The organism is Brevibacterium sp. BRM-1 (assembly GCF_026802075.1).
In the GTDB taxonomy this organism is placed as follows: domain Bacteria; phylum Actinomycetota; class Actinomycetes; order Actinomycetales; family Brevibacteriaceae; genus Brevibacterium; species Brevibacterium rongguiense.
In genome coordinates this window covers 2,742,029-2,756,466 of record NZ_CP113788.1, presented here as the reverse complement: position 1 = coordinate 2,756,466, position 14,438 = coordinate 2,742,029, and the positions used below count along the sequence as shown (strand labels likewise).

The following is a 14,438-nucleotide window of genomic DNA, read 5'->3' as shown; positions in this document are numbered from 1 at the left end:
CTGACAGCAGCCGGCCCCGGTCAGAAGCCGGCGGCCTCCTTGAGGGCGCCCAGCGCCCCAGCCCCCTGGTCGAGGGCCCGCTGCACATCATCCGAGGCGGACTTCGCCGGGGCTACGGTCTCCACGGCCGCGTCCAGGCTGCGCCCCACCTTCTTCACCGCCGAGGCGACCTGCGGGAGCAGCCCGTGGGTCTCGATGGCGGCCACGGCATCGCGGGCGCGGCCCAGCACGTCGATCGCCTCGGGCAGGTCCTTGATCGTCTGGCCGGCGGTCTTGAGCTCATCGATCCACTTCGCGGGGTCCGCGCCCAGCCGGCGCAGGTGGCCGGTGGAGAAGTCGAAGACTCCGGCGGCGGCCACGAACGTGGGAACCGCATCGTAGACGACGGTGCTGACCTCATCGAGGACCTCCCCCGCCACCTCGACGTTGCGGCCCAGATCCGGCAGCCGGCGCAGCTGCGGCAGCGGGACCTGGCCCAGCTCCTCACGCGCCGCGCTGACCTCGCGCTGGGCCGTAGCGAGCTCGTCCTTGGCGCCCTCGGGGTTGTTCTTGATCGCCGCGACGACGCGGGTGGTCGCGTCCCCGGCGGCCTGGGCGTGGTCGATGACGCCCTTGGCGCGCACGAAGCCCAGGGCCGCGAGGGCGGCGATGGCGAGGACGGCGATGATGAAGACGATCGCGATGACCCCGACCACCCTGCCGCGGATCCTGCGCCGGCGGGCGGCGCGGATGGGCGACTCGAGAGTGCGGGCGGTGGTGCTCAGGAGACCTTCTTCAGCCGGGCCGAGGCGTGGGAGGCGAGTTCGTGGCCGAGCGCGGCGATGTCCCAGGCCCACAGCAGGTCGCCCTCGACGAGGCCGTACATGCGGGTGGAGGCGCGGTAGTCCTTCGCGGTCTTCGTGCGCGCCACGACGTCGGTCGACAGGTCGATGCGGGGGCCGGCCACGCGGCCCGTGTAGAGCTCCATGATGCCGTGCGGCTGGACGATGCCGACCTCGAGCCCGAAGTCCCCCTCCTCGCCGCGCAGGCCCTCGACGGACTCCGCGGTGGTGTAGGGCGTCTCCCCCTCGGGGACGAGCAGGCCGGGACCCGCGTCGAAGGACTCGCGCTGGCGCACGAGCTCCCAGATGCCGGTCTCGAGGGTCAGCGTGTCCTGGCGGGCGCCCTCCTCGTCGAGCAGCCACGCGTGCGCCGAGTACTGCAGGTAGGGGGCGCCGCCGGGCGCGGAGAACTCGATGCACTGCCCGAAGTGGCGCTGCGCGGTCTCCGCGTAGCCCACTTCGCCCTCGCCCTCCCAGGAGCCCACGAGCCAGGCCAGCGGGATGAGCTCCGAGGGCAGGCTCGCGTCGATCTCAATGGGCATGGCTCAGCGCTTGACCTTGAACAGGCCCACGAGGACGCGGATGCCCACGCCCGCCACGCCCAGGGCGGCGAGTCCGACGAGGGCGGAGAAGACGGCTTCGAGAACGGCAAGAGAATCCATGCCCCCAGTGTACGCGGGCGCGAGCGGACCGGCCACGGGCGCCTCGGGCCCGGCTCAGACCATGCCCGGGATGCGCTCGAGCACGTAGACGACCACGCCGGCCATGGCGATGGGCGCCGCGCCCAGCGAGAGCTGGACGCCCCACTGACGGGCCTTGCTGCGCACGGCGTTCTGGCGCAGCGAGCCCGCCTGGTAGGGGGCAACCGCGATCATCCCGAGGAGCCGGTCGAGTGCGACGACGAGGCCGCCCATGACCATGCCGTAGGGCACGATGACGAAGAGCCGCGGATCGTCGGCGGGCACCACGGCGAACGCGAGCATCGCCCCGGCCACTCCCATGACGAGGGCGAGCGGGGAGGTCACCCGCGCGGGCAGCGGCAGGGCGGTGGCGCACTGGGCGAGGATGATGCCCACGAGGCCCACGACGATGATGCTGCGGTCGCCCGGCAGGCGGATCGCGGCGATCCAGCTGCAGGCCGACAGCGTCACCACGAGGCCTGCGACCTGCGCGGAGACGTTGGCGACCGCGTGGCGGGCCTCGATGCCGCGGGCCAGGTTCTGCACGAACGCCCACAGCAGGCCCATCGCGGTGAGCACCGGCAGCCACTCGAGGAACGGCGGGGCCTTGGCCAGCCACGACGAGGCCATGCCGAGGAGGCCGAAGAGCATGAGCATGAGCGTGGTGGTCCAGCGCTGGGGCGAGTCGGTCAGCCGCGGCCACCCGTAGCCCAGCGCCAGGACGAGCAGCAGCGAGGCCAGCACCACGGGGCCCCACCCCAGGAAGCTCGTCACCGCTTGCGCGCTCGCGAGCCCCAGGGCCACGAGCACGCGCATCCATCTCAACACGCCCCCATCCTGCCAGACCGGTGCACCCGGCCCGTCCGGCACGCGGATGCCCGCCCGAGTGCGCGGACCGGCCTCGGTATACTGCGAAGCGGCTGCGTCGACTCGAGGGGAAGGGCGGACTGTGCGTGTTCTCCACATCGCCCCGGCGGGCGGCTCGGCCCGTTCGCTCAGCCTCGAAGCCCTCGACCTCCTGCCCCACACGATCCACCGCACCACCTCCGACCACGCGGAACTGCTGCGCAGCCCGGAGTGCGACGTCGCCGTGTTCGATGCGACCGCGGAGCTGTCCCAGGCCGCGGGCATCGTCGCCCGCCTCGACACCGTGGGCCTGCGGCTGCCCGTGGTGATCGCGCTGTCCGAGGGCGGGCTCGCCGCGGCCAATCCCGCGTGGGGCGCCGCGGACATCGTCTTCGCCGGCGCGGGGGTGGCCGAGGTGGACGCCCGGCTCCGGCTGGCCCGCCGGGTCGACGAGCAGCCGGACGAGTCCGGGGGCCCCACGACGATCGGCGGCATCACCGTCGACGAGGACTCCTACACGGCAACGGCCGGCGACCGCGGGCTCGACCTCACCTACAAGGAGTTCGAGCTGCTGAAGTTCCTCACCCAGAACCCCGGCCGCGTGTTCTCCCGCGCGCAGCTGCTCCAGGACGTCTGGGGCTACGACTACTACGGCGGCACCCGCACGGTGGACGTCCACGTCCGGCGCCTGCGCGCCAAGCTGGGCCCCGAGCTCGAGGCGAGCATCTTCACCGTGCGCAACGTGGGCTACCGCTTCAGCCCCGACTTCAGCCCCGAACCCGATGACGATCCCCCCGAGGAGCAGGAACACGACGATGAGCAGCGCTGACGCCGCACAGATCCGCCCCGCCGCCCTCGACGACCGGGCACGCGACTTCCTGGCCGCGGTGGAGCGCGCCGATGGCATCGCCCCCCTGTCCGAGGGGGTGCTGGAGGCGGCCGCGCAGGGCCGGGCGACGACACTGGGCGCGTTCGCCCACGACGCGCTCGTGGGCTTCGCCGCCGCCGCCGAGCAGGGCGAGCGCGGCGCGGCCGAGCTCGCCATCGCCCCGGACCACCGCGGGGCGGGGACGGGCGGGCGCCTCGCCGATGCCCTGCGCGCCCAGCTGGGCGACGCCGAGGCGGATACGTGGTTCTGGTCGCACGGCGACTTCCCCGCCGCGGCCCGGCTGGCGGCCGAGCGCGGCTACGCGCGCTCGCGCGAGCTTCTGCAGCTGAGCACCCCGCCCCTGGCCGGCCTGGCGCTGCCCGCGGTGCAGGTGCCGGACGGCGTGGAGATCCGCACGTTCCGCCCCGGCGACGAGGAGGGCTGGCTGCGGGTCAACAACGCGGCGTTCGACTGGCACCCCGAGCAGGGCCACCAGGACCTCGCGGCTTTCACCGCGCACACCGCCGCGCCCGGCTTCGAGCCCGCCGGGGTGTTCTTCGCCGTGCGCGACGGGGCGATCATCGGCTTCCACGAGACGAAGCTGACCCCCGGTGAGCAAGGGGCCGCGCCGCTCGGCGAGGTCTACGTCGTGGGCGTCGACCCGGCCGTGCACGCCCGCGGCGTGGGCCGCGCGCTCACCCTGGCGGGCATGCACCACATGCGCGCCCGCGGCGCCCGCGCCGTCGAGCTCTACGTGGAATCCGACAACGCCGCGGCCCGCCGCCTCTACGACTCGCTGGGCTTCGACCACACGGTCGTCCATGTCAGCTACGAGCCCCCGCGGGGCGCCGCGGACCGCGGGCCGGCCAGTGCCACCAGTGCGACCGCCGCAGCACCCGGCGGGACACCCGCAGCGGGGGCAGCCGGCGGGGCACCCGCAGCATCCGCCAACACCACGGGAGGCCAGTGATGTACGACGTCGCCGCATTCGGAGCCGAGCACCAGCTGCCGGCCGCCCCGGACCGCTTCCTCGACCGGGAGCTCAGCTGGCTGGCATTCAACGAGCGCGTGCTCGCGCTGGCCGCCGATGACACCCTGCCGCTGCTCGAGCGCGTGCGCTTCCTCACGATCTTCGCCTCCAACCTCGACGAGTTCTTCATGGTCCGCGTCGCGGGGCTCAAGCGGCGCATCGCCACGGGCCTGGCCGTGCCCTCGATCACCGGGGTCCAGCCGCGCGATGTCATGCGCTCGCTGCAGAGCCACGCGCACACGCTCATGAAGCGCCACGCGGACCTCATGCGCGAGGAGATCGGCCCCGCCCTCGAGGCCGAGGGCATCCGGTTCGCCGCCGTGGGCGACCTCGCGTGCGAGGAGCGCGAGCGCATCGACGCGTTCTTCGCCGCCCAGGTCATGCCCGTGCTCACGCCGCTGGCCGTGGACCCGGCCCACCCGTTCCCCTACATCTCCGGCCTCTCGCTCAACCTGGGCGTACTGCTGCGCCATCCGGAGACGAAGGCGGAGCTGTTCGCCCGCGTCAAGGTGCCGCAGTCCCTGCCGCGCTTCGTCGCGGTCTCCGCCTCCGGCGCGGACCGGCAGGTCTCCCCCGACTCCCCCGTGCGCTACGTCGCGATCGAGGACATCATCGCGGCCAACCTGTCCACGCTGTTCGAGGGCATGGAGATCCTCGACCACTCGCTGTTCCGCGTCACCCGCAACGAGGACCTGGAAGTGGAGGAGGACGACGCGGAGAACCTCCTCAAGGCGCTGGAGAAGGAGCTGCTGCGCCGCCGCTTCGGGCCCGCCGTGCGCCTGGAGGTCACGGAGGACCTCAACCCGCGGGTGCGCGAGATCCTCCTCGAGGAGCTCGGCATCGACGAGCCGGAGGTCTACGAGCTGCCGGACCCGCTCGACATGCGCGGGCTGGCGGCCATCGCCGACATCCCCCGCGACGACCTGCACTTCCCCAAGGCCGTGCCCTCGATGAACCGGGACCTGGCCCCGGCGGAGACCTCGGACCAGGTGGACGTCTTCGAGGCGGTGCGCGAGCGCGAGATCCTCCTCCACCACCCCTACGACGCGTTCTCCACGAGCGTGCAGGCGTTCCTCGAGCAGGCGGCGTCCGACCCCCACGTGCTCGCCATCAAGCAGACGCTCTACCGCACCTCGGGCGACTCCCCCATCATCGACGCCCTCGTCGATGCCGCACAGGCCGGCAAGCAGGTGCTCGCGATCGTCGAGATCAAGGCCCGCTTCGACGAGGAGGCCAACATCACGTGGGCGCGCAAGCTCGAGCGCGCGGGCGTCCACGTCGTCTACGGGGTCGTGGGCCTCAAGACCCACGCCAAGCTGTGCCTCGTGGTGCGCCAGGAGGCGGAGGGCCTGGTCCGCTACTGCCACGTGGGCACGGGCAACTACCACCCCAAGACGGCGCGCGCGTACGAGGACTTCGGACTCCTCTCCACCGATCCGGCGCTCGGCGATGACCTCACGAAGCTGTTCAACAAGCTCTCCGGCTACGCGCCCACCTCGGCCACCCAGCGCCTCCTCGTGGCCCCCGGCGCGCTGCGCGACGGCCTGCTCGAGCGCATCCGCTGGGCCGCGCAGGCCGCGGCGCGCGGCGAGGCCGGCCGCATCCGCATCAAGGTCAACTCGATCGTCGACGAGGCGCTCATCGACGCCCTCTACCTGGCCTCCCGCGCGGGCGTGCGGGTCGAGCTGCTGGTGCGCGGGATCTGCGCGATCCGCCCGGGCATCGAGGACATGAGCGAGAACATCCACGTCCGCTCGATCCTGGGCCGCTACCTCGAGCACTCCCGCGTCTTCGAGTTCGATGCGGGCGGCGAGCACGAGACGTGGATCGGCTCCTCCGACCTCATGCACCGCAACCTCGACCGCCGCGTCGAGGCGCTCGTGCGCCTGCAGGACCCGCGCCACATCGGGGAGATCGAGGACATGTTCGACCTGGCCTTCTCGCCGGAGACGGCGTCGTTCCACCTCGACGGCCAGGGAGTCTGGACCCGGCACGCCCGCGCTGAGGACGGGGCGCCGCTGACCGACTACCAGCTCGAGATCCTCCGCGAGCACCACGCCAACCGCCAGAAGGCCCAGCCGTGAGCCCCACGCCGGTCTCGAACGCCGGCGAATCCGCCCGGCTGCACGCCGATGTGCTGGCCGCCGGCGCCGTGTGCTGGCGCGAGGAGGGGCGCGGACTCGAGGTGCTCCTCGTCCACCGCCCCAAGTACGACGACTGGTCGTGGCCCAAGGGCAAGGTGGATCCCGGGGAGACGCTGCCCGAATGCGCCATCCGCGAGGTGCGCGAGGAGACCGGGTACCGCATCCGCCTGGGGTTGCCGTTGCCGTCCGCCCGCTACGGGGTGGGCCGCAGGCTCGTCAAGCACGTCCACTACTGGTCCGCCGAGGTGCGCGGGCAGGGCAAGCCCAAGCCGGACAACCCGCGCGAGATCGACCGCGCCGAGTGGGTGCCGGTGGACCGGGCGCGCGGGATGCTCACCCGCTACGCGGACCGCGAGCAGCTCGACAAGCTCGTCCACGCCCACTCGACGGGCAGCATGCGCGCCTGGCCGCTCATCATCGTGCGCCACGGCAAGGCGTTCCCGCGCTCCAAGTGGCACGAGACGGAGAGCGTGAGGCCGCTGCTGGCGCTGGGCACGCGGCAGGCCATGGCGCTCACCGGGCTGCTGGGGGCCTGGGACATCCGGCGCGTGGCCAGCAGCCCGTGGAAGCGGTGCGTGGCCACCGTCAAGCCGTTCGCGGCGGCAACGGGCAGACCGGTCAAGACCGTCAAGGCGCTGAGCGAGAAGGCCAATGCGCAGGCCCCGGAGAAGACGGCGAAGTACCTGGCCAAGCTGCTCGAGCGGGGCACGGGCACCGCCGTGTGCACGCACCGGCCCGTGCTGCCCACCGTGCTGGCAGCCCTCGCCGCCCACGCCTCGAAGGGCCTGGCGGACCGCCTGCCGGACGAAGACCCCTACATGAACCCCGGTGAGATCCTCGTGGCCTACGTGCGGCCGGGGGGCGCGCCGCGCATCGTCGAGTTCGAGCGCTACCGGCCGATCGACACGTAGGCGGCGGGCGGCCGGTCCGCGGCGTTATCGACTCGTTGCGAAATACGCCGCGACTTCCGGCCCGGTTCACCCCCCGTTCACCTTCGCACGACCTTTCGGCCACCCGTGCTTCCTAGGGTGTGGGTGCACCCGGGGCTCAGCCCCGAAGCCCACCGTCTTCGAAAGGCACCCCCGTGAAGCTCTCGCGCATCGCGCCCATCGCCGCCATCGCCATGGCCGGCACCCTCGCCCTGTCCGCCTGCGGCGGCGGCAGCGCCACCGGCGAGTCCGGCGGCGACAAGTCCGGCGGCTCGGACAAGCAGCTCAGCGGCTCGCTGACCGGCATCGGCTCCTCCGCTCAGAAGTCGGCCGTGCAGGCGTGGACCGCGGACTTCACCGGCCAGCAGTCCGGCGCCAAGATCAACTACTCGCCCGACGGCTCCGGCGCCGGCCGCGAGCAGTTCCTGGCGGGCAAGGCGCAGTTCGCCGGCTCCGACGCCTACATGAAGGACGAGGAGATCGAGAAGTCCAAGAGCGTCTGCGGCGACGACGGCGCGTTCGAGTTCCCCGTCTACATCTCCCCCATCGCCATCGCCTACAACCTCAAGGGCGTGGATAAGCTGCAGCTGAGCCCGGAGACGCTGGCGAAGGTCTTCGCGGGCAAGATCACCTCCTGGAACGACGAGGCGATCAAGAAGGACAACCCGGACGCGAACCTGCCGTCCACGAAGATCACCGCCGTGCACCGCTCGGACGAGTCGGGCACCACGAAGAACTTCACCGACTACCTCAACAAGGCCGCGAAGTCCGCCTGGCCGGACGAGGCCGCCGAGGAGTTCCCGAAGAAGGCCGGCGGCGAGGCCGCCCAGGGCACCGACGGCATCGTGCAGACGGTGACGAAGACCGACGGCGCGATCGGCTACGCGGACGCCTCGGCCACCGGCGACCTCAACAAGGCCTCCATCAAGGTGGGCGAGAACTACGAGGCCCCCACCGCCGAGGCCGCCGCGAAGGTCGTCGACGAGTCGCCCACCGTCTCCGGCCGCCACGAGCACGACCTCGCGATCGACCTCAAGCGCGACATCACCGAGGCCGGCACCTACCCGATCGTCCTCGTGTCCTACCACATCGTGTGCTCGTCCTACAAGGACCAGAGCACCGCCGACCTCGTGAAGGGCTGGGAGACCTACGTCGTGTCCCAGGAGGGCCAGGACTCGGCCAAGGAGAACGCCGGCTCGGCGCCCATCTCCGACAAGCTGCGCGAGAAGATCACGCCCATCATCGACGCCGTCAAGGCCCAGGGCTGACCGTCATCCCGCACGGGGCTCAAGCGGCGCGGGCGACCGCGCCGCTTGAGCCCGTTCGATCCCCCACCACCGTCAAGGAGTGACCCGTGGCCACCGAAGCCCCGGCTCGACCCGAGTCCCACACGGCCCAGCGGGCCGTCGTGCGCCCCGGCGACCGCATCTTCTCGCTGGCCTCGCTGGGCGCCGGCATCCTCATCGTCGTCATCCTGGCGGGGGTGGCCCTGTTCCTGCTCGCCCAGTCCACGGATGTCATCAAGGCCTCGTTCGAGGATCCCACGCAGATCACCGGGGGCAAGGGCTTCTTCGCCTACGTGTGGCCGCTCATCCTGGGCACACTCGTCTCCGCGGCGATCGCCCTGCTCGTCGCGACGCCGTTCGCGCTGGGCATCGCGCTGTTCACCACCCACATGGCCCCGCGCCGGCTCGCGCCCGTCCTGGGCTACGTCATCGACCTCCTCGCCGCGATCCCCTCCGTCGTCTACGGCCTGTGGGGCCTGGCCCTCGCCGGGCACCTGACGCCCGCTTACCAATGGCTCTCGAGCGTGCTGGGCTGGACCGGGATCTTCGCGCCCGGCGCCGACGGCGTGGTCTCCCAGACGGGCCGCACCATCCTCACCGCCTCGCTCGTCCTGTCGATCATGGTGCTGCCGATCATCACCTCGCTCGTGCGCGAGGTCTTCCTCCAGACCCCGCGCCTGCAGGAGGAGGCCGCCCTCGCGATGGGCGCCACCCGGTGGGAGATGATCCGCATGGCGGTCCTGCCGCACGGCAAGTCGGGCATCACCTCGGCCGTCATGCTGGGCCTGGGCCGCGCGCTGGGCGAGACGATGGCCGTGGCGATGATTCTGTCCTCCGGCGGGCTCACGCTGTCGCTGCTCGTCGGCGGCAATCAGACGATCGCCTCCGAGATCGCACAGAACTTCCCCGAGGCAGCGGGCCTGCGCCTGTCCGAGCTCATCTCGATCGGCCTCGTGCTGTTCGTCATCACGCTGCTCGTCAACATGGGCGCCCGCGCGATCGTCGCCAAGACCTCTGTGAAGGGAAGCTGAGATGTCCCATCCCATGGATGCGAAGGACCACGCGCCGCGGTCCGGGGGCACCGAGCCCAGCGCCCCCGGCGCACCCGGTGCACCCGGTCCGGCCGGCGGGCCGGTGAGCGCCTCGGGCGCGGCCGGTCAGGACCGCGAGCCGCAGGCCGAGCGCCGCCGGGAGGGCGCCTCGGGGGCCTTCGCCCCGGCGGCCCTGAAGGCGCGCGCACTGCCTAAGCACGCGGTGTGGTACGTCGCGGCCGCCTCGATCATCGCCGCGATCGCCGCGTCCTTCCTCTTCACCGGCGGCTTCAGCATCGCCCTCGTGGCACTCCTGGCGGGGCTCATCAACCTCGCGGCGGTCTTCGCGTGGTCCGCCGCGGTCGAGGGCCGGCGCAAGGCCGTCGACCGCAGCGCCACCACCCTCGTGACCTCGTCGTTCCTCATCGCGTGCATCCCGCTCGTCTCGCTGCTGTGGATGACGGTGGCCAACGGCCTGCCGGTCATCATCGACAGCCCCACCGTGCTCACCCGCACGATGGCCGGGATGAAGGGCGTGTTCGACCAGAAGTTCGTCCACGGCGAGGGCCCGCTGGTGGGCGGCTTCTACCACGCGATCATCGGCACCCTGCTCATCACGCTGTTCGCCTCCATCATCTCGATTCCGATCGGCGTCCTCACCGCGATCTACCTCGTCGAGTATGCCAACCGGAACCGGCTGGGCAAGGCGATCACCTTCCTCGTCGACGTCATGACGGGCATCCCCTCGATCGTCGCCGGCCTCTTCGCGTTCGCGCTCTTCGGCACGGTCATCGGACTCGTCAGCCCGGGCAGCCTCGCGGACACGAAGTTCGGCTTCGCGGCCGCGGTCGCCCTGTCGGTGCTCATGATCCCCGTGGTCGTGCGCAACACGGAGGAGATCCTGCGCCTGGTCCCCATGGACCTGCGCGAGGCCTCCTACGCCCTGGGCGTGCCCAAGTGGAAGACGATCGTGAAGATCGTCCTGCCCACGGCGGTCTCCGGCATCCTCTCCGGCATCACCATCGCGATCGCCCGCGTGATCGGCGAGACCGCGCCCATCATGGTGACCGCCGGGTTCGCCACCTCGATGAACTGGAACGTCTTCTCCGGCTGGATGTCCACCCTGCCCACCTACATCTACGATTCGCAGATGCGCCCCACCTCGCCCGGTGTCGCCGCGATCGCCAGCTCCGACCGCGCGTGGGCGGCCGCGCTCGTCCTCATCCTCCTCGTCATGCTGCTGAACCTGGCAGCCCGCATCATCGCCCACGTCCTGGCCCCCAAGGCCGGGCGCTGAGCCCGGCTTCGGCCAGAAAGGTCTCCACACACATGTCGAAGCAGATCACGATCGACGACCTCAACATCTTCTACGGCGACTTCCGCGCCGTGGAGGGCGTGAGCATGCGCATCGAGCCGCGCACCGTCACCGCCTTCATCGGCCCCTCGGGCTGCGGCAAGTCCACCGTGCTGCGCACGCTCAACCGCATGCACGAGGTCATCCCCGGCGCCCACGTCAAGGGCTCCGTGAAGATGGACGGCCAGGACATCTACGCGGCGGGCGTCGATCCCGTCAACGTCCGCCGCGAGGTGGGCATGGTCTTCCAGCGGGCCAACCCGTTCCCCACGATGAGCATCAAGGAGAACGTGCTGGCCGGCGTGCGCCTCAACAGCCAGCGCCTGGGCCGCTCCGAGGCCGATGACATCGCGGAGCAGGCGCTCAAGGGCGCGAACCTGTGGAACGAGGTCAAGGACCGCCTGGGGCTGCCCGGCAGCGGACTGTCCGGCGGACAGCAGCAGCGCCTGTGCATCGCCCGCGCGATCGCGGTCAAGCCCTCCGTGCTGCTCATGGACGAGCCGTGCTCGGCCCTCGACCCCATCTCCACCCTGGCGATCGAGGACCTCATCAACGACCTGAAGGAGGAGTTCACGGTCGTCATCGTCACGCACAACATGCAGCAGGCCGCGCGCGTGTCGGACCACACGGTGTTCTTCAACATCGCCGGCACCGGCAAGCCCGGCCACCTCATCGAGTACAACGACACGGAGACGATCTTCTCCCGCCCGGACAAGGAGGAGACGCAGAACTACATCTCCGGCCGCTTCGGCTGACCGGGACCGGGGCTGAGCTGTGCTGCGGCGGCCCGGCATCCGCAGCACCGGGCAGCCGCAGGCGGGGGCGCCGTTCCGTGCCGCAGCCGCCGCCGAGGCGCGGGTCAGGCCCGCAGCGGCACGCGGGCCCGCACCCGGGCGGGGTCGAGGTTGCGCTTGACGAGCTTGCCCGTGGGCGTGCGCGGCAGCTCATCGACGACGCAGAGCACCCGCGGGATCTTGAACCGGGCCAGCCGATCGCGCAGGTGGGCGACGACGTCGGCCGCCAGCGCCTCGGCGGCGGCCTGGGGATCCGCATCGTCTGCCGAGCTCGGATCGGCCGCCATCGCATACGCCACGACGATCTGCCCGAGCTCCTCGTCCGGCTCGCCCACGACGGCCACGTCGGAAAGCGCTGGGAGGAGCGCCAGTTCGTTCTCGATCTCCTGCGGGTAGATGTTCACGCCGCCGGAGATGATGAGGAACCGCTGGCGGTCGGCCAGGTAGAGGAACCGGTCCTCGTCCATCCACCCCAGGTCGCCGATCGCGGTCCAGGTGGGGTGGTCCGGGTGGCGCGTGCCCGCGGTCTTGTCCGCGTCCTTGTAGTACTCGAACGCCTTGTCGTTCTCGAAGTAGATGACGCCCACTTCGCCGGGCGGCAGCTCCTCGCCGTCGGGCCCGCAGATGTGTGCGATGCCCTTGAGCCCGTCGCGGCCCACGGAGCCGGGGTGGGCCAGGGCGTCCTCGCTGCTGATCGCGGTGACGCCGTTGGCCTCCGTAGCGGCGTAGTACTCCCAGATCACCGGGCCCCACCACTCGATCATGGCCCGCTTGACCTCCACAGGGCACGGGGCCGCGGCGTGGACCGCCACCCGCAGCGAGGACGTGTCCGCTGCGCGCCGCACCTCCTCCGGCAGCTTGAGCATGCGCACGAACATCGTGGGCACCCACTGCGAATGGGTGACGCGGTAGCGCTCGATGACGGTCAGCGCCTCCCGCTCGTCGAAGCGCGGCATGATGACCGCGGTGCCGCCCTGGGCGTGGGTGGTCATGACGAAGCGGATGGGCGCGGCGTGGTAGAGCGGCGCAGGGGAGAGGTAGACGGTGTCGCGGTTAAAGCCCAGCAGCTTCGTGAACAGCTGGACGATCGCGACGTTGGGGTCCTCCACCGGCTGGTCGAGCGGCGCCGGGAGGATCCCCTTGGGCCGGCCGGTCGTGCCCGAGGAGTAGAGCATGTCGTCCCCGCGGGCCTCGTAGTCGGGCCGCTCGGGGCTGGCGGCGGCGAGCACCGCCTCGTAGTCGAGCAGCGGGCGCTCCGCACCGCCGCCGTCGACCCCGTCAGCGCCCACGCCGCGATCGGGCGCGCTGCTCCCGCCGATCACGATGATCTCCGGCACGTCCGCGCACGCCTCGATGAGCGCATTCGCATGCTCGAGGGTCCGGGAGACGAGCACGATCGCGGCATCGCAGTCGTGGACGATGTAGGAGACCTCGGACGGCGTCAGGTGGCGGTTGACGACCGTGATGAGCACGCCCGAGCGCTGCGCGGCCCAGTACGCCTCGATGATCTCGAACCGGTTCTCCGCGATGACCGCCACGTGGTCGCCCACGCCCAGGCCCGCGGCCCGGAAGTGGTTGGCCAAGCACAGCGAGCGCTCCTCGAGCTGGGCGTAGCTCAGCTGCGCCCCGGTATCGGCCATGATGACCGCCGGCTTGTCCGGCGTCTGGGCCGCCCATTTCCCTGGATACATCCGCTCACTCCCTTGTGATCGTCACTGCTGGACTGCTGTGCCCATCGCGTCTGCCCGGGCCGGTCTCGTCCGCCCGGGCCGGTCGCGTGTGCGCACCGCGGGACCGGCGACCGCGGCCCCGCCGCGCTTCAGCGCGGGGCCATGCGGATAGCGCCGTCGAGTCGGATGACCTCGCCGTTGAGCATGGGGTTCTCGATGATGTGGGCGGCGAGCGCCGCGAACTCCTCGGGCTCCCCCAGCCGCGCCGGGTGCGGGACCTGTGCGCCCAGGAGGTCGAGGGTCTCCTGCGGTGCACCCAGCATGAGGGGCGTGCGGAAGATGCCGGGGGCGATCGTCATGACGCGGATCTGCGCGCTCGCCAGGTCGCGAGCGATCGGCAGGGTCATGCCGACGATCCCGCCCTTCGATGCCGAGTACGCGGCCTGGCCGATCTGCCCGTCATAGGCCGCGGCCGACGCGGTGCTGATGATGACGCCGCGCTCCTCGCCGAGCGGCTCGTTGCGCTGCATCGCCTGCGCGGCCAGCCGGATGACGTTGAACGTCCCGATGAGGTTGACGCTCACCACCCGGGAGAACTGCTCAAGCGGGAACGGGCCCTTGCGCCCGGCCACCCTGGCAGAGCCCCCGATGCCCGCACAGCTGATCGCGAAGCGCAGCTCGCCGAGCTCCTCGGCGGCCTCCACCGCCGCGGCGACGTCGTCTTCGTCCGTGACATCGCCCGGCACGAAGGCGACCCCGCCGCCCAGCCGCTCGGCCACGGCGGCGCCATCGGAACTGGGGAGGTCGAGGATGACGGCCTTGCCCCCGGCGGCCACGAGGCGCTGGGCCGTTGCGAGGCCCAGCCCGGAGGCGCCCCCGCTGATGAGTGCGGTGAGTCCGTGGATCTGCATGTGCTCCCCCTTGAGCATCCGGTGCGTAGGCACCCGGCGGGGCACTGCACACCGACCGTTTGAACTTGCTGAAC

13 protein-coding genes are annotated in these 14,438 nt (G+C 71.5%); 8 read left to right on the top strand and 5 right to left on the bottom strand.

Going from position 1 to position 14,438, the window contains the following annotated elements:
* Window positions 1–20: 20 nt before the first annotated feature.
* The 3 genes from BRM1_RS12145 to BRM1_RS12135 form a co-directional block, all read right to left on the bottom strand.
* Window positions 21–695, bottom strand: a complete 675-nt coding sequence (locus BRM1_RS12145) for a hypothetical protein (RefSeq protein WP_268526261.1) — start codon at window positions 693–695, stop codon at window positions 21–23.
* Window positions 696–760: 65 nt separating this feature from the next.
* Window positions 761–1,363, bottom strand: a complete 603-nt coding sequence (locus BRM1_RS12140) for an FABP family protein (protein ID WP_268526259.1) — start codon at window positions 1,361–1,363, stop codon at window positions 761–763.
* 174 nt (window positions 1,364–1,537) lie between these two features.
* Window positions 1,538–2,329 (bottom strand): ammonia permease, encoded by a 792-nt coding sequence (locus BRM1_RS12135; RefSeq protein WP_268526258.1) that lies wholly within the window; start codon window positions 2,327–2,329, stop codon window positions 1,538–1,540.
* 121 nt (window positions 2,330–2,450) lie between these two features.
* Between BRM1_RS12135 and BRM1_RS14010 the strand changes: the two genes are divergently transcribed.
* The 8 genes from BRM1_RS14010 (at window position 2,451) to pstB (ending at window position 11,744) form a co-directional block, all read left to right on the top strand.
* The gene (locus tag BRM1_RS14010) at window positions 2,451–3,176 is read left to right on the top strand and encodes a winged helix-turn-helix domain-containing protein (RefSeq protein ID WP_326957122.1); all 726 of its coding nucleotides are present in this window, start codon (window positions 2,451–2,453) and stop codon (window positions 3,174–3,176) included.
* Window positions 3,163–4,185, top strand: coding sequence for a mycothiol synthase (gene mshD / locus BRM1_RS12125; RefSeq protein ID WP_268526256.1), 1,023 nt, complete (start codon window positions 3,163–3,165; stop codon window positions 4,183–4,185). Before BRM1_RS14010 ends, mshD begins: the two co-directional genes overlap by 14 nt.
* Window positions 4,185–6,329 (top strand): RNA degradosome polyphosphate kinase, encoded by a 2,145-nt coding sequence (locus tag BRM1_RS12120; protein ID WP_160952958.1) that lies wholly within the window; start codon window positions 4,185–4,187, stop codon window positions 6,327–6,329. The genes mshD and BRM1_RS12120 overlap by 1 nt, the downstream gene beginning before the upstream one ends.
* Window positions 6,326–7,300: an NUDIX hydrolase gene (locus BRM1_RS12115; protein WP_268526253.1), complete on the top strand. Its 975-nt coding sequence runs from the start codon at window positions 6,326–6,328 to the stop codon at window positions 7,298–7,300. The genes BRM1_RS12120 and BRM1_RS12115 overlap by 4 nt, the downstream gene beginning before the upstream one ends.
* A 173-nt stretch (window positions 7,301–7,473) precedes the next feature.
* On the top strand, window positions 7,474–8,586 hold the full coding sequence (gene pstS, locus BRM1_RS12110; RefSeq protein WP_160952960.1) for a phosphate ABC transporter substrate-binding protein PstS: 1,113 nt from the start codon (window positions 7,474–7,476) through the stop codon (window positions 8,584–8,586).
* A gap of 86 nt (window positions 8,587–8,672) precedes the next feature.
* Complete coding sequence (gene pstC / locus BRM1_RS12105; protein ID WP_160952961.1) at window positions 8,673–9,635, top strand: phosphate ABC transporter permease subunit PstC; 963 nt, start codon at window positions 8,673–8,675, stop codon at window positions 9,633–9,635.
* A gap of 1 nt (window position 9,636) precedes the next feature.
* Entirely contained in the window at window positions 9,637–10,932 is a 1,296-nt protein-coding gene (gene pstA, locus BRM1_RS12100; RefSeq protein ID WP_235936327.1) for a phosphate ABC transporter permease PstA, read from the top strand.
* A gap of 32 nt (window positions 10,933–10,964) precedes the next feature.
* Entirely contained in the window at window positions 10,965–11,744 is a 780-nt protein-coding gene (gene pstB, locus BRM1_RS12095) for a phosphate ABC transporter ATP-binding protein PstB (protein WP_268526248.1), read from the top strand.
* A 104-nt stretch (window positions 11,745–11,848) separates the two neighbouring features.
* Here pstB and BRM1_RS12090 read toward each other — a convergent pair whose 3' ends face one another.
* Window positions 11,849–13,474, bottom strand: a complete 1,626-nt coding sequence (locus BRM1_RS12090; RefSeq protein ID WP_268526246.1) for an AMP-binding protein — start codon at window positions 13,472–13,474, stop codon at window positions 11,849–11,851.
* Between the two features lie 128 nt (window positions 13,475–13,602).
* Window positions 13,603–14,364: an SDR family NAD(P)-dependent oxidoreductase gene (locus BRM1_RS12085; protein WP_268526244.1), complete on the bottom strand. Its 762-nt coding sequence runs from the start codon at window positions 14,362–14,364 to the stop codon at window positions 13,603–13,605.
* Window positions 14,365–14,438: the final 74 nt, after the last annotated feature.

Excerpts from the sequence above, each read along its gene's own strand:
- BRM1_RS12090 (WP_268526246.1), bottom strand. The coding sequence starts at position 13,474 with ATGTATCCAGGGAAATGGGCGGCCCAGACGCCGGACAAGCCGGCGGTC.
- BRM1_RS12120 (WP_160952958.1), top strand. The coding sequence starts at position 4,185 with ATGTACGACGTCGCCGCATTCGGAGCCGAGCACCAGCTGCCGGCCGCC.
- BRM1_RS12140 (WP_268526259.1), bottom strand. The coding sequence starts at position 1,363 with ATGCCCATTGAGATCGACGCGAGCCTGCCCTCGGAGCTCATCCCGCTG.
- pstB (WP_268526248.1), top strand. The coding sequence starts at position 10,965 with ATGTCGAAGCAGATCACGATCGACGACCTCAACATCTTCTACGGCGAC.
- pstA (WP_235936327.1), top strand. The coding sequence starts at position 9,637 with ATGTCCCATCCCATGGATGCGAAGGACCACGCGCCGCGGTCCGGGGGC.
- mshD (WP_268526256.1), top strand. The coding sequence starts at position 3,163 with ATGAGCAGCGCTGACGCCGCACAGATCCGCCCCGCCGCCCTCGACGAC.
- BRM1_RS12085 (WP_268526244.1), bottom strand. The coding sequence starts at position 14,364 with ATGCAGATCCACGGACTCACCGCACTCATCAGCGGGGGCGCCTCCGGG.